The organism is Ruegeria sp. S84 (assembly GCF_056583445.1).
The window spans coordinates 1,812,101-1,829,339 of sequence record NZ_CM152618.1 but is presented as its reverse complement, the minus strand read 5'-3'; the positions used below and the strand labels follow the sequence as shown (position 1 = coordinate 1,829,339).

The following is a 17,239-nucleotide window of genomic DNA, read 5'->3' as shown; positions in this document are numbered from 1 at the left end:
CTTTGCGCTTGATGAACCTGAGTGATCGAGAAGAAGAAATATATAGTAAAAGCATATTATTACTGGGATACGTTGATGTGTTGGCGATGATTTTGAGGTACGAACCTCAAAATTTTCTGGACTTGAGGTGCGTACCTCAAATAGCCTTATAGACATGCCGCGATTCGCACATCCTCGAATGACGGCGCAAAAAAAGGGAGGAATGGATGACTTACTCAAAACTGGCCTCGGCCAGCGCAATAGTCCTTGCCGCTACTACTCTTTCTACAAGGGCATATGCCGAAGACCTGACACTGTGTTGGGCAGCATGGGACCCGGCCAACGCTCTAGTTGAGCTTTCAAAAGAATTCGAAGCTGAGTCCGGCCATACTATGAACTTCGAGTTTGTGCCGTGGCCAAATTTTGCGGACCGGATGCTGAATGAGCTGAACTCTGGGGGTAAGCTCTGTGACCTGTTGATCGGAGATAGTCAGTGGATCGGCGGGGGCGCTGAAAACGGCCATTATGTAAAACTGAATGATTTCTTCGATGCCGAGAGCATCAGCATGGACGATTTCGCGCCGGCAACGGTTTACGCCTATTCGACATGGCCTAAAGGTACTCCGAACTACTACGCATTGCCCGCAATGGGGGATGCAAACGGCTGGTTCTATCGCAAGGACTGGTTCGAGAATCCGGACATCCAAGCTGCGTACAAGGAAGCAACAGGGCAAGATTTGCGTGAACCTCAGTCTCAGAAAGAATTGCTGCAAATCGCGCAGTTTTTCCAGGGTCGTGAGATCGATGGAAAGACGGTCTACGGTGCGGCGATCTTTACTGAGCGCGGTTCCGAAGGGATCACCATGGGTGTGACCGGAGCGCTCTATCCGTGGGGCTTCAAATATGAAAACACACCAGGATCCTACGATATGGAGGGTGCCGTAAACTCGCCCGAAGCAGTCGAAGCGCTAGAGTTTTACAAAGAATTCTACAAAACAGCGACACCCCCAGGATACACAAACTCCTACATGGGAGAGAGCTTGGACGCCTTTAAGTCCGGTCAGGTCGCCATGGCTATGAACTGGTTCGCGTTCTTCCCGGGTCTCTATGCCGATCCCAATACCGGTGGTGACAAGATCGACTTCTTCGTGAACCCACCACAAAATCAGGCAGGCTCGACACTGGGCGGACAAGGTATCTCTGTTGTCAGCTACTCTGACAAACAGGACGCCGCGCTTGAGTACATTAAGTGGTTCGCGCAGCCAGAAGTTCAGGCCAAATGGTGGGAACTAGGCGGCTACTCAGCACATAATTCAGTGCTGGAAGATCCTGGTTTCGTAGACAGCCAACCGTTCGCCGGTGACTTCCTGGAAGCAATGGCCGGGGTGCAGGATTTCTGGCAAGAGCCTGCCTACGCGGAACTGCTGCTGGCAATGCAGAAGCGCATCCACGACTACGTGGTTGCCGACCAAGGCACAGCTCAAGAAGCGCTTGATCTTCTGATCGAAGATTGGACGGAAGTCTTCGAAGACGAAGGCAAGCTTTAGTCCGGACACAGGCAGGAGCGGGTGCAAACCCGCTCTACCTTCACCCGTGAGTCCTAAACCAACAAGAACTGGCAAAGAGATGTCTGACAGGACCGTAGATCGCGTTGCGCAGGCAACGCCCGAGCGAGTTGCGCGAAAAATTCGGGGGTTATCCGACCGCGCGATCGCCTGGATATTCATCTCCCCAACGATATTTCTACTGCTGGCGATCAATATCTTCCCTTTGATCTGGACCATCCAACTGAGCTTTACCAACTACAAGGCCAACCGGATCGGGCGCGAGGTCAAAGATGTCGGGTTCAGGAATTACGAGCGCATCCTGACAGACTCGGACACATGGCTGAACATGCAGGCCACCGCACATTTCCTGTTCTGGACGATTTTTTTTCAAGTCCTGATCGGATTTACTCTGGCGTGGTTGATCAACAAGAAATTCAAGGGCAATGATCTTTGGACCACGATCATCGTGCTGCCGATGATGCTGTCCCCGGCCGTTGTCGGAAACTTCTGGAAGTTTCTCTATCAGCCTCAGATCGGCCTGTTTAACTACATCGTATCGTGGTTTACCGGCAAAGACCCGTCGAGCTTTGAGATGCTCGGGTCCGTAACGCTGGCGCCCTGGTCCATCGTGATTGTCGACACCTGGATGTGGACCCCCTTCGTGATGCTCATCTGTCTGGCCGGGCTGCGCAGTATTCCCGATTACATCTACGAGGCAGCTGAGATCGACAGGGCCAGCAAGCTGCGCCAGTTCTTTACGATTACCATCCCGATGGTCCTGCCATTCCTCATGTTGGCGGTGCTGTTTAGAGGGATCGAGAACTTCAAGATGTTCGATCTGGTGGTGCAACTGACGGGCGGCGGGCCAGGGTCTGTTACGGAGCTGACCTCCATCAATTTGAAGCGCGAAGCCTTTGAGAAATGGCGCACGGGTTATGCCTCGGCCTATGCGATCATCCTTTTCGTCACCGTGTTCGGCCTTGCGTCGATCTACGTCAAAGCCCTGAACAAGGTGAAACAGAGATGAGCAGTTTTTCCGTCACCGAACCTTCGAACCGTTCAAAGTGGATCGCCGGGTTTCTGGTTATCACCTATGCGCTGATCACGATGATCCCGCTGGTTTGGATTTTGCTAACTGGCTTCAAGTCTCCAGCCGACGCGATCAGCTATCCGCCCAAGGTTGTCTTTGACCCAACACTTGAAGGCTATGTCAATCTCTTCACCACTCGCACACGGCAGACGCAGGAGTTCCTGGAAGCCAACCCGCCACAGAACTGGGCCGATGAGATCGTCCGGCAATATGACATGGTTATTGTCGGGCCATCCAAGTTTGGCGAGCGTTTTATGAATTCGGTGATCATCGGGTTTGGATCGACGTTCCTAAGCATCTTCCTTGGCACCTTGGCTGCTTATGCATTCAGCCGTTTCAAGGTGCCGCTCAAGGATGACCTTCTGTTCTTCATCCTCAGTACGAGAATGATGCCCCCGGTTGCCGTTGCGATCCCAATCTTCCTGATGTTCAGAAACCTCGGTCTAAGCGACACGCATATGGGGATGATCCTTCTCTATACGGGTGTGAACATCTCGTTGGCTGTTTGGCTGCTGAAAGGGTTCATCGACGAAATCCCGCGAGAGTACGAGGAAGCGGCACTAATAGACGGCTACACCCGGTTTCAGGCGTTTTACAAAGTTGTACTGCCACAGGCTGCGACGGGTATCGCTTCGACAGCGATCTTCTGCCTTATCTTTGCATGGAACGAGTATGCGTTTGCCGTGTTGCTGACATCCGCGAATGCGCAGACCGCGCCGCCCTTTATTCCAACCATCATCGGGATCGGTGGGCTGGATTGGCCTGCAGTTGCGGCTGGTGCCACGATCTTCCTGATTCCGGTCATGATTTTCACCATCCTGATGCGCAAACACCTGCTGCGCGGGATCACATTCGGAGCGGTGCGCAAATGAGCGAGTTTCTATCAGGATTAATGCGTTTTCGCCGAGGCCCATGGGAGATGGTCGCGACCATCCTCATCGCGGTCGGCGTATTTATGCTGATGCAACCGTTCGTCCTTTGGGCGTTCACTTATTCCTTCATCGTTACGCTGATCGGAACTGTCATGTTCATCATCGTCAGCCATTTTCCGGAGTAGAAATGGCCCAGATCGTTGTCAAAAACGTAAAGAAGATGTTCGGCGATTTCACCGCTGTGCGGGAAAGCTCGTTCACGATTGAAGATGGTGAATTCTTCATGCTGCTTGGTCCATCGGGCTGCGGCAAAACAACGACGCTGAGGATGATCGCAGGCTTGGAGCTTCCAACATCGGGTGAGATCTATCTCGACGGCGAAGAAATCAGCCAGCGACCCCCATCAGAGCGAGACATTGCATTCGTGTTCCAGATGTTTGCGCTGTATCCCCACATGAACGTGCGCAAAAATATCAGCTACCCCCTGATATCGCAGGGCATGCCGCGTGCTGCTGTAAAAGCCAAAGTAGAAGAAGTCGCGGGAATTCTGGGGATCAACGACATCCTCGATAGCCCGGTAGGTGGACTGTCGGGTGGCGACCGGCAGCGCGTGGCGCTGGGCCGCGCGATCGTTCGCGAACCCAAGGCATTCATGATGGACGAACCGTTGGGTGCCTTAGATGCCGAGTTTCGAGAACACATGGCCGAAGAGTTACGCGCGCTTCATGACCGTATGGGCGCAACCACTGTTTACGTGACACACGACCAGTTGGAAGCCATGCAAATGGGCGACAAGATCGTAGTGATGAACAACGCTGTGATTGAGCAATTCGGCACACCTCAGGAAATCTACGACAAACCAGCCACAATGTTCGTTGCAGATTTTATCGGGTCCCCTTCCATGAACTTCCTGCCGTTTCAAGGAAAGGTCGCGCCTGACTCGGAAATGGTTCGACTAAATGGCCATGACGAAGCCGTGCCCAAACTGATGGAGGGGGCGGAAGGTGACTTAGTTTTTGGGGTTCGCCCTGAGCATGTTTTTCTATCGGATGCGAGCGCCTACAGAGCCAAGGTTCTGGCGACAGAATATTTGGGAACCACCCAGATCGTGACGCTGCAAAGCCCGAACGGAGAGCTGAAAGCCCGGATTGATGCGCGCGAAGTCGTAAATCCCGGCGAGACGGTGGGGTTAGAGTTCCGCTCACCCGCAGTAACACTGTTTGAAAAGGCCACCGGACGCGCGTTGAAGTCCGCTCTGAACGACGAGGTACTAAGTAATGGCTGAAGTCGTTTTAGAGAATATCTCGAAGTCATTCGGCGATCTAAAGGCGGTGGAGGATATCTCAATGACGATCCCCAACGGCGCCTTTGTGGTGCTATTGGGTCCAACGGGCGCGGGAAAGACAACGACGCTGAGATTGATATCCGGACTTGAGAAACTGGATTCTGGAACCGTTCGCATTGCTGGACGGGATGTTGGAATAGAAACGCCAGCCCAGCGCGATGTGGCCATGGTTTTCCAGCAATACTCACTGTACCCGCATATGACAGTGCGGGAGAACCTGTCTTTTCCTCTGAGGTCGCCGATCCTGAAGACGCCAGAGGATGAGATCAAGAGGAAGGTTAACGAAGTTGCGGACATCCTCCAGATTCCGCACAAGTTGAACAACAAAGCGACTGAACTGTCTGGCGGTGAAATGCAGCGCGTTTCAATTGGACGAGCGCTGGTGCGAGACCCCCAGATATTTCTGATGGATGAACCCCTCAGCTCTTTGGACGCCAAGCTTCGGGCGGATTTGCGGGTCGAATTAAAAAGAATTCAGGCGGATCTGGGATCGACCTTGCTATACGTGACCCATGATCAAGTCGAAGCCATGACAATGGCGACGCATATCGGCGTTTTGGAGAACGGCAGGCTGGTTCAGTACGGAACACCCCGGGACATCTATGAAAACCCCGGTAGCGTTTATGTCGCCAGCCGGTTGGGACTGCCACGGATCAACATTCTGCCTTCCGAGCTGTTCGGAGGTAATCACAAAGGTCCGCAGATAGGTCTTCGCCCGGAAAACATCATCGAAGGAGAAGGCAGCGAAGCGCGGGTAATACGCGCAGAGCATCTGGGGGATCAAACGCGGCTACACCTGGACCTGAACGGTCACCCGGTTGTGACCTTGATTGATGTACATCAGGATTATCCATCTGGAAAACTTATAAAAATCCGCCCACACAACCCGTTGTATTTTGACGCGTCCGGCGCGCGCGTGAATTAAGGAGCAAAAGCATGGCCCAGTTCCTCAACACCAAAGAAACCCTTGTAACAGAGGCGATTGACGGTCTTTTGGCCGCTTCTGGCGGCGCATTGACCCGATTGGACGGCTACCCGCATATCAAGGTGGTTTACCGTTCGGATTGGGACAAATCCAAGGTGGCATTGGTGTCTGGTGGCGGGTCTGGTCACGAACCTGCTCATGCTGGGTTTGTCGGGGTTGGCATGCTGACTGCGGCTGTGTGTGGAGAGGTGTTTGCATCGCCTTCGGTTGAGGCGGTTCTTGCGGGCATTCTGGCCGTGACCGGTGAGGCGGGGTGTTTGCTAATTGTGAAAAATTACACTGGTGATCGGTTGAACTTTGGGCTTGCGGCGGAACGCGCCCGCGCCTTGGGGCGCAAGGTTGAGATGGTGGTAGTCGATGATGACATCGCCTTGCCGGATCTGCCGCAGCCGCGTGGTGTGGCCGGGACCTTGTTCGTACACAAAATTGCAGGCGCGCTTGCGGAAGATGGCGCTGACCTGGACACAGTGACCAAGGCTGCAAAAAGCGTCATCGGTAAAGTGGTCAGTATCGGGATGAGCCTCGATACCTGCACCGTTCCGGGATCTCCGAAAGAGGACAGGATTGCACCGGGCAAAGCCGAGTTGGGCTTGGGAATCCATGGCGAACCGGGTGTTGAGCAGGTGGATTTTGCCAACGCGGTCACGGCTATGTCCACCGTCGTAGGAAAGTTAAAACAACGGATTAGCTCGGGGGAATGTGTTGCGTTGGTTAACAACCTCGGGTCTACAACCCCACTGGAAATGTCCGTGTTGACGCAAGCGTTATCCGAAACAGGGATGGCGCGTCACATTATCGGTCCTTCGCCAATGATGACATCTCTGGACATGCACGGATTCTCTGTTTCTGTCTTGCCCGTGAGCGAAGGCGAACTGTCGGCGCTTGAAGCTCCGGTAGCTCTCGTGGCATGGCCAGGCGTCAATTCTATTGATCCAATTCAAGTCGCGCCTTTGCCTGATGGCTTGACACCGATTGATCCTATTCCATCCAACAATCCCGCGACGAAGGAAACGATCACGCGATTGTCCGAATTGATGATAAATGCTGAGAAGGACCTGAATGAGTTAGATGCCAAGTCCGGCGATGGAGATACCGGCAGCACATTGGCAACTGCGGCCAGGGCTCTGCAGGGTAGTCTGGACCGAATGCCACTTGCGGATCTGACGCAACTTTTTCCGGCTTTGGGCAACGAACTCAGCCAAACAATGGGTGGTTCTTCAGGGGTCATTCTTGCCATCTTTTTCAATGCAGCAGGAGACGCCTGCGCCAGTGGCGCATCGATCCCGAAGTCTTTGGTGGAAGGTTTGAACCGCGTCAGCCAGGTTGGGGGCGCGAAGGTCGGCGACAGGACAATGATCGACGCGTTGGCACCCGCTTTGGACGCTCTGCCTTTGGGATTGGTCCAAGCTGCACATGCAGCGCGCGAAGGCGCGGACAGCACTGCAAATATTCACCGTGCCAAGGCCGGTCGGGCCGCTTATGTTCCCGAGGAAAACCTGATGGGAAACAACGACCCTGGCGCTGAAGCCGTCGCCTTGCTGTTCGAGGGGTTGGCGCGGGAGATTAAAGGCTGAACGACACGTGAAAGAGCAAAAACACAAACTAGAATTGGTGAACAAACCAACTGTGAATGACATTGCGCGTGTTGCGGGTGTCAGTCTGGCAACCGTTGATCGTGTCCTGAACAGACGGCCGGGCGTTCGTGCAGTGACTGTACAAAAGGTTCAACAGGCAATTAATGAGCTTGGCTATGTCCGCGACACCGCTGCAGCCAACCTTGCGAGAAAGCGTGTCTATAACTTCTTGTTTGTGCTGCCCGATAGCGACAACGAGTTTGTCGAAGCGCTCAGCAAGCAAATCGTAGACCAGTCGCGCGATCAGTTCATCGAGCGGACGCGTATGAAAATCCAACGTGTCGCTCCATTTGATCCCCAGGAAATTGTCGAAATCCTAGACGCCTTGGACATTCGGGAAGTCGATGGCGTCGCTGTCTTCGGTCCGGAAACACCGTCGGTACGTGATGCAGTGAAACGGGTCCGGGACAAAGGCGTTCCAGTCGTCGCGTTGGTGTCTGACCTGCCCAGCTCGGAGCGCGACCACTTCGTCGGAGTTGACAACGTGTCGGCTGGTCGGACTGCGGCACAGTTGATGGGGCGCTTTGTGCATCGCAAGGGAAAGTTGTTGGTCTTGACAGGCTCGCGCTTGGCACGGGATCATTTGGAACGACGGCAGGGTTTCGATCTGGTGATTGCCGAAGATTTTCCGCATCTCGAAGTTGTGGCGTCGGTCGAAGGTCGCGATGACCCTGAGCTGATCTACAAGATGATGCCCGAGATTTTTGAGACCTATCCAGATCTTGTCGGTATCTATTCTTCCGCTGCTGGCAACGCCGGTTTGATCCAGTTTCTGTCCGACAGCAAAATCAGCAAAGATCTGGTGATCATAGCCCATGAACTCACGCCGCTCAGCCGTGACGCACTGAGCCGTGGTACATTTGATGCGTTAATCTCGCAGGATTCAGGTCACTTGGTCCGATCCGCGGTCCGTCTGTTGCGCGCAACATCAGACAAGGTTCCGTTCAACAAGGCACAAGAACGTATTCGCATCGATATCTATCTGAAGGAAAATTTACCGCCATAGAGGCATCGGTTTTTGGGGAGGAGACATTATGGAAACGATTAAAGGCCCGGCGTTGTTTCTGGCACAGTTCGCCGGAGATGAAGCGCCTTTCAACTCGTGGGACACCATTACCAAATGGGCGGCGGATTGTGGGTACAGAGGCGTTCAGGTGCCCAGTTGGGACGGCCGGTTGTTTGATCTTGAAACCGCTGCCTCAAGCACGGATTACTGCGATGAATTCAAGGGCAAGGCCAAAGAGAACGGCGTGGAAGTGACGGAGTTGTCCACGCATCTTCAGGGCCAACTTGTTGCCGTGCATCCCGCATACGACGCAGCATTCGACGGCTTTGCTGCCGAAAGCGTCAGGGGAAACCCAAAAGCCCGGCAGGAGTGGGCCGTTGATCAGGTTAAGAAGGCGCTGTCAGCTTCCAAAAATTTAGGGATATCAGCGCACGCGACATTCTCTGGCGCGCTCGCATGGCCTTATGTTTACCCTTGGCCGCAACGTCCTGCTGGCCTTGTCGAAACAGCATTTGATGAGCTTGCCAGCCGTTGGGTCCCGATCCTGGATCACGCAGAAGACTGCGGAGTCGATGTTTGTTATGAAATCCATCCAGGCGAGGATCTGCATGATGGCGTGACCTATGAGATGTTCCTCGAACGGGCGGGCAATCATGCTCGGGCTTGTATGCTGTACGACCCGTCGCATTACGTTCTGCAGTGTCTCGACTACCTTGATAATATCGACATCTACAAAGACCGAATCCGGATGTTCCATGTCAAAGACGCCGAGTTCAACCCGACCGGTCGGCAGGGCGTCTATTCTGGTTATCAAAGCTGGGTTAACCGGGCAGGGCGTTTCCGCTCGCTTGGTGATGGTCAGGTCGACTTTGGGGCCGTTTTTTCGAAGATGGCTGCAAACGATTTTGACGGCTGGGCCGTGGTCGAGTGGGAGTGCTGCTTGAAACACCCAGAAGACGGAGCGCGCGAAGGTGCGCAATTCGTTTCTGACCACATTATCCGTGTCACAGAGAAAGCATTCGACGACTTTGCGGATGGCGGCAGCGATATGGCGGCCAATCGAAAAATGCTGGGGATAGACTGATGGTAACTGGACGCAGTGAAGTAAAATCAGGCCGCATTCGCCTTGGCATGGTTGGTGGCGGCACTGATGCTTTCATAGGAGGTGTGCATCGAATTGCGGCGCGCTTGGATGACAAGTTCGAGTTGGTCGCAGGTGCCTTGTCTTCAACGCCAGAAAAATCTCGAGAAAGCGGAGAAGCGTTGGGGCTCGAACGGGTCTATGACGACTTTAAGCAGATGGCGATCAGAGAAGCGCGTTTGAAATCGGGGATCGAAGCAGTCTCGATCGTCACGCCTAATCACGTTCATTACGCCGCAGCGCGAGAGTTCTTGAAGCGCGGTATTCACGTGATTTGCGACAAGCCCCTCACTTCGACCCTTGCGGATGCCAAGAAGCTCGTGAAGGCGGCGGAGAGTTCAGGCGCGCTGTTCATTCTAACCCATAACTACACCGGTTATCCAATGGTCAGGCAGGCGCGTGAGATGGTCGCCAACGGAGAGATTGGCAATATCCGCGTGGTTCAGGTTGAATATCCGCAGGACTGGTTGACCGAGCAGCAAGACTTTAAGCAAGCCGAATGGCGAACCGATCCTGAGCGTTCCGGAGCAGGGGGATCGACGGGTGACATCGGAACCCACGCCTACAATATCGCCTGCTTTGTGACAGGCTTGAAGGCGGAAAGCCTTGCGGCTGACTTGCAGGCCTTTGTGCCGGGGCGCAGGGTCGACGATAACGCACATGTCCTGCTGCGGTTCGACGGTGGCGCGCGCGGGATGCTGTGGTCGTCCCAAGTTGCCCCCGGCAACGAAAACGCACTGCGATTGCGTGTCTATGGTGAAAAAGGTGGGATCGAGTGGGCGCAGGAAGATCCAAACTATCTTTGGTTTACGCCCTATGGTGAGCCGAAACGACTGATCACCCGCAATGGGGCCGGAGCCGGGGACGCCGCCAACCGTCTGAGCAGGGTGCCTCCGGGCCATCCGGAAGGGTATCTGGAAGGTTTTGCAAATGTCTATAGTGAAGCTGCGGACGCCATAACAGCGTTTCGAAGTGGCAATTCAGCTGATCCATCGGTGATCTATCCCACTGTTCAGGATGGATTGAATGGTGTCAGGTTCGTTGCAGCTTGCGTGCAAAGTTCTGCAAGAAATGCGGCTTGGGTAAAGTTGGAGTAGCGCGACAGTCGCCTTGACACTGCGTCTTCCATGATTAATTTTATCAACTAAAATAAAACTCAAAGGATGGCGCCGAATGTATCTTGGATTGGATTTGGGAACGTCGGGACTCAGAGGCATTCTGATCGATGAATCCGGTCTCGTCGTCAGCGACGCAGAAGCTGGCATTTCTACATCGACGCCAAAACCCGGCTGGTCCGAGCAGAATCCGTCAGATTGGATTAGCGCTTGCTTAGAAGTCGTCGCGAATCTCCGTGCGGACAACGAACCGGCATTCGCAAAACTTCGCGGCATTGGTCTGAGCGGACACATGCATGGTGCCACTTTATTGGATGCCAGTGGAAGGGTTCTTAGGCCCTGCATTCTATGGAATGATACACGCTCGGCGGACGAGGCAAGTACACTCGACCAGATTCCACAGATGCGCACCATATCAGGAAACATCGTTTTTCCTGGCTTCACGGCCCCGAAACTGGAATGGGTGCGATCGCACGAGCCCGAGGTGTTCTCAAAAACAGCCAAGGTTCTATTGCCTAAAGACTATCTGCGGTTTTGGCTGACGGGTGAGTACATATCGGACATGTCAGACAGTGCCGGCACATCATGGTTGGACGTAGACAATCGTCAGTGGTCGGAAACGGCTTTGGGTTTGGGTCACATGCATGCCTCGCAGATGCCGCGTCTTGTCGAAGGGAACGAACCGGCTGGTGAGTTGAAAACTGAGCTGCGGCGGGCGTGGGGGCTTTCCAATCCTGTCGTTGTGGCAGGTGGCGCAGGTGACAATGCGGCCGCCGCGTGTGGCATCGGGAGCATTCGGGACGGCGCGGGTTTTGTATCTTTGGGAACGTCCGGAGTTCTTCTTGTTGCTCGGGATGCATATGCTCCGGCACCTGAAACTGCAGTACATTGCTTTTGCCACGCTGTTCCCGAAATGTGGATACAAATGGGGGTCATACTCTCGGCAACAAACAGTATGAATTGGTTGTCTCGCAATCTAAGTCAATCTGTGGAAAAACTGGCGTCGATGGTACCCGACAGTATAACCGGACCCTCCTCGATCGCGTTCCTACCGTACCTTTCAGGCGAGCGAACGCCGCATAACAACAGCCGTATCCGAGCAGCTTTCTTAGGCGTAGATGTCGCGTCGGGCCCCGCTGAACTGACACAATCTGTGATGGAAGGCGTCGCCTTTGCGATGCGGGACTGTCTTGAAGCCTTAAAAAGCACAGGAACCGTACCGACCAACTTGATGGCTGTTGGAGGAGGTGCACGATCCAGGTTCTGGTTGGAAACAATGGCGACCGTATTGCAAGTGCCGTTGGGCTTGCCAAAAGGCAGTGATTTCGGAGCGGCGATGGGCGCAGCGCGCCTCGCTATCTGCGCGGCCAACAACGCAAACCTTGGGGACATCATGACACCGCCCAAAATTCAGGAAGTTATCGATCCACGTAACGATCTGGCCGAACACTATGAAAAGGAATATGGGCGATATCGACAGTATTACATGGCGCTGGCGCCCTTGGCGGCAGGATGACGCCTGCAATGGAATATTCTTCTCGGGTCGAGACGGTTATGCTGATCGATGGCGATATGCGGGCATCGGTGCTGAACTACGGGGCAATCACTCAAAGTTGGTGGTTCAAGGATATACCGCTTATTTTGGGGTTTGATAATCCAATCAAGTACTTACTCGATACAAGTTATGTGGGCGCAGTTGTAGGTCGTGTTGCGAACCGGATCGGCGGCGCGCGGTTCGAGTTGGCAGGCACACGTTTTGGGCTTAGCGCCAATGAGGGTAAGAATAGTCTGCATGGCGGGGCTGAGGGGCTTTCCAAACAATTCTGGAACCTTAGACAGACCGCACCGAACGAAGTGGTATTGCACTACCTTTCACACGACGGGGAAAGCGGTTTTCCTGCGAATGTCCGGTTCGAGGTCAGCGTCACGCTGCGGTACCCACGGTTGACCTATATATTAAAAGGTTATCCTGACCGTCCTACGCCGATCAGCCTAACGCAGCATAACTATTATTCGTTGGGCAGCTCAAAAGGTGTCGACGCACACAAGCTGGAACTGGCCTCTGTCCGCTACTTGGAACTAGACGAACAAGGAGTTCCGTCCGGTGCGGTGTGTTCGACCAAGAACGGCGAACTTGATTTCTCTGCGCCCAGATCGATCGGGCATGTTCCAAAGGCCATAGACCACTATTTCTGCTTTGACCTGAATCGCGATCCAACTGGTCCGATCGCGAAGTTCACCGCACCGTCTGGTCTTTCTCTGACTGCATATTCTGACCAACCCGGAGTACAGGTCTATTCGGGTGCCCAATTGGCGAAGCCGCTAAGCGGTTCGGCTGGTTTGTGCATCGAACCCTCCGGATATCCGAATGCGCCCAACATACCCTCGTTTCCTTCGATCATATGCACCTACGAGAAACCGTACAGGCAGGTGCTCACGCTCGAGATTTCGGAAGATGGCAATGAGAGCTAGGTTAGTCATTTCCACCATTGGCTTTTTGATTGCCGGCAATGGCGCCAATGCTCAGGAGCTTGGGCCACCTCCAACTTTCCTAGAACCTGATTTCGACCGCGTTGAACTAGGACAGTTGCTATTCTACGACCCGATTTTGTCCGGCAACAAGAACATCAGTTGCGCGACATGCCATCACCCGAGGTTTGGCACTTCGGACGGCCTTTCGTTAGGAATCGGGGAAGGCGGGATTGGCCTGGCTGCTGAACGCAGGCTGGATCCCCAGAATACGCCGGAGCAACGCATCCCCCGTAATTCACCGGCGCTTTGGAATCTTGGTGCGACAGAGTTTACGACGTTTTTTCATGATGGGCGCCTTGAGGCCGATCCATCACAACCCAACGGGATTAGAACACCTTTGGGGACACATATGCGGTCCGGTTTCCAATCGGCATTAGCGGCGCAGGCGATGTTCCCGGTTCTTTCACCAGACGAAATGGCTGGTCATTACTCGGAAAATGACGTCAGCAAGGCAGTTCGACTCGGGCTTTTGACACAGCAAGGCGGCGCGTGGGATCTGATTGCAGCACGTGTTGCCGCTATCCCAGAATACAAGCAGCGGTTTGAAGCCATTACGCCGGGTGGTGAGATATCTTTCACGGCCATAGCAAATGTGATCGCAGATTTCATCGCGTTCGAATGGCGCGCAGATAACAGTCCTTTTGATCGCGCGATGCGAGGTGAGGGCACACTATCCGAAGACGCCGAACTTGGCATGAACCTGTTTTATGGAGAGGCGGGGTGTAGCGCATGCCACGTGGGATGGTTCCAAACAGATCACAAGTTTCATTCGATCGCTCTTCCGCAAATCGGGCCCGGAAAGGCCGCTCGATTTGAGAACCATGTCAGAGATGATGGTCGTCTTCGCGTCACGGGTAACTCCGAGGACGCGTTTGCCTTTCGTACGCCATCGCTCCGCAATGTGACGCTAACCGCTCCTTACGGGCACAATGGAGCATTTGCACGGCTGGAGGATATCGTACGCCACCATCTGGATTCGGTTTCTTCTTTGCGAAGCTACACTACTGAAATGGCTTATTTGCCAGATTTTCCGGGTTCTGAAGACGAAACTCCGCTGCTGGATCAGCAACATCTAGATGCCATAGCCAAAAGCAACGGTTTACCGAAGGTTGTTCTAACGGATAATGAGATCGACGCGTTATTGAGCTTTCTGGCAAGCCTTGAAGACCCTGCTCAGAGGTTGGGCGTTCCTGCCTTTGTTCCAAGCGGTCTGCCGGTAGATCAATAGTCACCTGTGCATTTCAACGATCTGGTTCGGCACGACCTCCTGCCACGCACCGACTTCTCCGTCCGGCCATATAACTCGTAACTGTACTTGGGTCTCGGCCCCCAAGCCGAAATGATGATAGCCGGCCGTGCCTCCTACATGTCCGCCGCCAATGGTAATTTCGCGGGTCTGTAATCCCCGCCTGGTTCGAACCTCGACAAATCCGCCTACCGCTGCCCAATTGAATTTGTCCTGAGTAACTTCTACCAACAGCCAATTGTCACCTGCTGACATATTCTGGTTGACCTCAAGTTTTGATCCACGGTTTACGACCACCAGATCGAGCCGCCCATCGTTGTTCAGATCCGCAAGCGCTGCGCCGCGAGACTTCGCTATCGACGCAACACCAGCCTCTGCCGAAGCTTCGATAAACTGACCTTCCGAATCCTGAACCAAAAGGTTGTTCGGGTCGTTCAGTGCTGCATCGGGCATTTGCTCGACATTGCCTTTGGCGACGAAGATGTCGTCTCTGCCGTCATTGTTGACGTCTCCAAACTGCGCGTGCCAACCGGTCGACGGCCTTCCGTCATTGCCGACATGCGGCCTGTGGGCAGTCGTGCCTTTTTCATAAGTTGCATCGCGCCACGTCGGGCCGCCGGTATCGGGGTCAAAAATTTGGAGTTTTTGGTCACCCATCGAAGTCAAGTAAACCTCAGGAAAGCCGTCTCCGGTCAGATCGCGAGAGGCAATTCCCATGCCCCAGATCGAATAGGGCAGCCATCCGTCTTCGGGCGAATACAATCGGGGCTCTGGCTCCATGGCCCATAGTTGCTCTTGCCCGCCACGAACATAATAGTGGCGGTCGTTGCTGATACGGAGGTCAGCACGTCCGGTTCGCGCCCAGTCTGAAAACAAAATGGAAAGCGAGCAATATCCCGGTTTCAGATGCTGGGGTTGGCCATAACTGTTCCCGTTCGGGCGATAGAGTAGGGTTGGCCCGCAGGATTCAAACGGACCTTCTGGATCGAAGCGATCCACGTAAGTTCCAAACGCCAGAGTCGGCATAGACTGGCCTTCTTCCCAAGTGGCTGAAAACCCTGTGGTCCAGTGATCTTCGGATTGGAACTCGATGTTATCGAAGGGACGAAACTGACAATCCGACTGCCCTTGAAGCAGCACATCTTCGCCAACGCGCAAAATGGCCAGGTCAGTCAAGCCATCGCCGTTAATGTCTAATGGGTAAGCACCGGTTACTCCCGTCAAGAACAGTGGATCCGGCGTTTCAATCCGAAAAGAAATCTCGCCCTGAGAGGTGTTTTTGAACAGCTGAGATCGATTGGATCCGCCCGCGACGAACAATTCGGGAAACGTGTCGCCGTCACAGTCGAAAACTGCTACGCCACCACCCACAAAATGCTCCCAACCGCCGTCGTAGATATGTGCAGGTACATCTATTACTTTGAATTGCGGTTGAGTGCCCGCTTCGGCAGCCGTGGCAAGAAAGAGTAATGCCGCAAGTTCAGGACGCATTCGCCGCAAGCTCCTTCACCTTCAGGATCGAGACTTGTTCGATCCCATAGGCGGCCGCACCTTTGGCCCACATCAGATCACCCCAGTGATGCACTTTGATTTCAGGCAAGGGTGCGTCGACATTCACAACACCATTTCGAATGCGCGTCATAACTTCGGCTGAGCAAAGGTGTTCAAAACTCATTTGCGCGCCCGATACAATAATGCACTGGGGATCGAACAGATTAATCAGATTGGATACCCCAAGCCCGAACATCTGTCCTGCACGCGCTAGAACCGAGGCGGCTCTATCATCACCGGAATTGGCACGAGCGTGGATATCCGAGACCGTTTGCATATTATCGGCGTGACCTGTGACAGTCATTTCCCGGATCAGGGCGTAGTCCCCCACATAGGCTTCCAGACACCCCCGTTGTCCACATTGGCATAATGCGCCATCGAGTTGCACCTTAGTATGCCCAAATTCGGCCCCGCACCCTCTTTCCCCGCGATAAAGTCGGCCGTCCAGAACGATGCCAAGCCCAACACCATGTTCGATCGTGACGACAAGGAAATTCTTCAACCCGTTGCCTAGCCCAGAAAGCTGTTCAGCCTTTGCGACAAGGTTCGCGTCGTTTTCCACGAATGCAGGGCAGGGGAGTTCTTTCGCAAGTAAAGGGCTGAAGTCAATGTTTCTTTCAGTTACCGAGGATGACCAGTGGACAAAGTTCCTTGCCGCATCAATCTGCCCGGCCAATCCGATTGAAACGCCAGCCAAGTGTCCGATTGAAAGACCGACCCGTTGGCACGTAACTTCAAGGGCTTCGCGAATAGTCGATATAAGGTTCGTCGGCGACATTCGGGCGTCTTCAAGCGGGACGTTGTGCGACGTCACCTCGTTGCCTTCAAAATCCACCAATATGACCGAGATCACCTGACGAGCAATCTTCAGGCCCGCAACAAGAATGGATTGGCCATCCAATTGCAGCAAAACTCTGGGCCGCCCTCTTTTTCCAGACTTTGACTGAGCTTCGCCTTCGGTTTCCTTGATCAGCCCTGCCGAGATCAGATCAGCCGTCGCTGAAGTGATCGTGGCAGGACTGGTCTCCAAGGCGGATGCGATATCAATCCGCGATACGGATCCATTGCTTCTGATCTGTTCCAACACCCGCAGGCGGGTCGCGTTTCGTTGGTCCAAAGAAACTACAGACGCTTTGCTTTTCAGCATCTTGCCCTCGCGAATCTTACCTTTGGTTCAATCTATTTGAATTTTGGTG

General features: G+C 53.9%; 15 protein-coding genes. 13 read left to right on the top strand and 2 right to left on the bottom strand.

Annotated features, from left to right (window positions below):
• The first annotated feature begins 206 nt into the window (after window positions 1-206).
• From AC1DFB_RS09220 to AC1DFB_RS09160, 13 genes are all read left to right on the top strand, one after another.
• Complete coding sequence (locus AC1DFB_RS09220) at window positions 207-1,526, top strand: extracellular solute-binding protein (RefSeq protein WP_170424759.1); 1,320 nt, start codon at window positions 207-209, stop codon at window positions 1,524-1,526.
• 79 nt (window positions 1,527-1,605) lie between these two features.
• On the top strand, window positions 1,606-2,553 hold the full coding sequence (locus tag AC1DFB_RS09215; protein ID WP_170403466.1) for a carbohydrate ABC transporter permease: 948 nt from the start codon (window positions 1,606-1,608) through the stop codon (window positions 2,551-2,553).
• Entirely contained in the window at window positions 2,550-3,488 is a 939-nt protein-coding gene (locus tag AC1DFB_RS09210; RefSeq protein WP_480922558.1) for a carbohydrate ABC transporter permease, read from the top strand. Before AC1DFB_RS09215 ends, AC1DFB_RS09210 begins: the two co-directional genes overlap by 4 nt.
• Window positions 3,485-3,673 (top strand): hypothetical protein, encoded by a 189-nt coding sequence (locus AC1DFB_RS09205; protein WP_170399676.1) that lies wholly within the window; start codon window positions 3,485-3,487, stop codon window positions 3,671-3,673. The genes AC1DFB_RS09210 and AC1DFB_RS09205 overlap by 4 nt, the downstream gene beginning before the upstream one ends.
• A 2-nt stretch (window positions 3,674-3,675) precedes the next feature.
• Complete coding sequence (locus AC1DFB_RS09200) at window positions 3,676-4,773, top strand: ABC transporter ATP-binding protein (protein WP_480922557.1); 1,098 nt, start codon at window positions 3,676-3,678, stop codon at window positions 4,771-4,773.
• On the top strand, window positions 4,766-5,758 hold the full coding sequence (locus AC1DFB_RS09195; RefSeq protein ID WP_480922556.1) for an ABC transporter ATP-binding protein: 993 nt from the start codon (window positions 4,766-4,768) through the stop codon (window positions 5,756-5,758). The genes AC1DFB_RS09200 and AC1DFB_RS09195 overlap by 8 nt, the downstream gene beginning before the upstream one ends.
• 11 nt (window positions 5,759-5,769) lie before the next feature.
• Window positions 5,770-7,392 carry a dihydroxyacetone kinase subunit DhaK gene (locus AC1DFB_RS09190; protein WP_480922555.1) on the top strand — a complete coding sequence of 541 codons (1,623 nt, stop codon included), beginning with the start codon at window positions 5,770-5,772 and terminating at the stop codon, window positions 7,390-7,392.
• 7 nt (window positions 7,393-7,399) lie between these two features.
• Window positions 7,400-8,458, top strand: a complete 1,059-nt coding sequence (locus AC1DFB_RS09185; RefSeq protein WP_480758950.1) for a LacI family DNA-binding transcriptional regulator — start codon at window positions 7,400-7,402, stop codon at window positions 8,456-8,458.
• A gap of 28 nt (window positions 8,459-8,486) precedes the next feature.
• Entirely contained in the window at window positions 8,487-9,542 is a 1,056-nt protein-coding gene (locus AC1DFB_RS09180; RefSeq protein ID WP_480894996.1) for a sugar phosphate isomerase/epimerase family protein, read from the top strand.
• A complete protein-coding gene (locus tag AC1DFB_RS09175) occupies window positions 9,542-10,696 on the top strand; it encodes a Gfo/Idh/MocA family protein (protein WP_170403456.1) in 1,155 nt (384 codons plus the stop codon). Before AC1DFB_RS09180 ends, AC1DFB_RS09175 begins: the two co-directional genes overlap by 1 nt.
• Window positions 10,697-10,772: 76 nt before the next feature.
• Entirely contained in the window at window positions 10,773-12,230 is a 1,458-nt protein-coding gene (gene xylB, locus AC1DFB_RS09170; RefSeq protein ID WP_170403453.1) for a xylulokinase, read from the top strand.
• A gap of 8 nt (window positions 12,231-12,238) precedes the next feature.
• Window positions 12,239-13,186 carry an aldose epimerase family protein gene (locus AC1DFB_RS09165; RefSeq protein WP_480922554.1) on the top strand — a complete coding sequence of 316 codons (948 nt, stop codon included), beginning with the start codon at window positions 12,239-12,241 and terminating at the stop codon, window positions 13,184-13,186.
• Entirely contained in the window at window positions 13,176-14,474 is a 1,299-nt protein-coding gene (locus AC1DFB_RS09160; protein ID WP_480922553.1) for a cytochrome-c peroxidase, read from the top strand. Before AC1DFB_RS09165 ends, AC1DFB_RS09160 begins: the two co-directional genes overlap by 11 nt.
• Here the strand turns inward: AC1DFB_RS09160 and AC1DFB_RS09155 are convergent, their stop codons facing one another.
• Both AC1DFB_RS09155 and AC1DFB_RS09150 read right to left on the bottom strand, forming a co-directional pair.
• Window positions 14,475-15,983, bottom strand: coding sequence for a CRTAC1 family protein (locus AC1DFB_RS09155; RefSeq protein WP_170403447.1), 1,509 nt, complete (start codon window positions 15,981-15,983; stop codon window positions 14,475-14,477).
• Window positions 15,973-17,190 carry an ROK family transcriptional regulator gene (locus AC1DFB_RS09150; RefSeq protein WP_170403445.1) on the bottom strand — a complete coding sequence of 406 codons (1,218 nt, stop codon included), beginning with the start codon at window positions 17,188-17,190 and terminating at the stop codon, window positions 15,973-15,975. The genes AC1DFB_RS09155 and AC1DFB_RS09150 overlap by 11 nt, the downstream gene beginning before the upstream one ends.
• Window positions 17,191-17,239 lie beyond the last annotated feature (49 nt).

Excerpts from the sequence above, each read along its gene's own strand:
- AC1DFB_RS09220 (WP_170424759.1), top strand. The coding sequence starts at position 207 with ATGACTTACTCAAAACTGGCCTCGGCCAGCGCAATAGTCCTTGCCGCT.
- AC1DFB_RS09215 (WP_170403466.1), top strand. The coding sequence starts at position 1,606 with ATGTCTGACAGGACCGTAGATCGCGTTGCGCAGGCAACGCCCGAGCGA.
- AC1DFB_RS09210 (WP_480922558.1), top strand. The coding sequence starts at position 2,550 with ATGAGCAGTTTTTCCGTCACCGAACCTTCGAACCGTTCAAAGTGGATC.
- AC1DFB_RS09205 (WP_170399676.1), top strand. The coding sequence starts at position 3,485 with ATGAGCGAGTTTCTATCAGGATTAATGCGTTTTCGCCGAGGCCCATGG.
- AC1DFB_RS09200 (WP_480922557.1), top strand. The coding sequence starts at position 3,676 with ATGGCCCAGATCGTTGTCAAAAACGTAAAGAAGATGTTCGGCGATTTC.
- AC1DFB_RS09195 (WP_480922556.1), top strand. The coding sequence starts at position 4,766 with ATGGCTGAAGTCGTTTTAGAGAATATCTCGAAGTCATTCGGCGATCTA.
- AC1DFB_RS09190 (WP_480922555.1), top strand. The coding sequence starts at position 5,770 with ATGGCCCAGTTCCTCAACACCAAAGAAACCCTTGTAACAGAGGCGATT.
- AC1DFB_RS09180 (WP_480894996.1), top strand. The coding sequence starts at position 8,487 with ATGGAAACGATTAAAGGCCCGGCGTTGTTTCTGGCACAGTTCGCCGGA.
- AC1DFB_RS09175 (WP_170403456.1), top strand. The coding sequence starts at position 9,542 with ATGGTAACTGGACGCAGTGAAGTAAAATCAGGCCGCATTCGCCTTGGC.
- xylB (WP_170403453.1), top strand. The coding sequence starts at position 10,773 with ATGTATCTTGGATTGGATTTGGGAACGTCGGGACTCAGAGGCATTCTG.
- AC1DFB_RS09165 (WP_480922554.1), top strand. The coding sequence starts at position 12,239 with ATGGAATATTCTTCTCGGGTCGAGACGGTTATGCTGATCGATGGCGAT.
- AC1DFB_RS09160 (WP_480922553.1), top strand. The coding sequence starts at position 13,176 with ATGAGAGCTAGGTTAGTCATTTCCACCATTGGCTTTTTGATTGCCGGC.
- AC1DFB_RS09155 (WP_170403447.1), bottom strand. The coding sequence starts at position 15,983 with ATGCGTCCTGAACTTGCGGCATTACTCTTTCTTGCCACGGCTGCCGAA.
- AC1DFB_RS09150 (WP_170403445.1), bottom strand. The coding sequence starts at position 17,190 with ATGCTGAAAAGCAAAGCGTCTGTAGTTTCTTTGGACCAACGAAACGCG.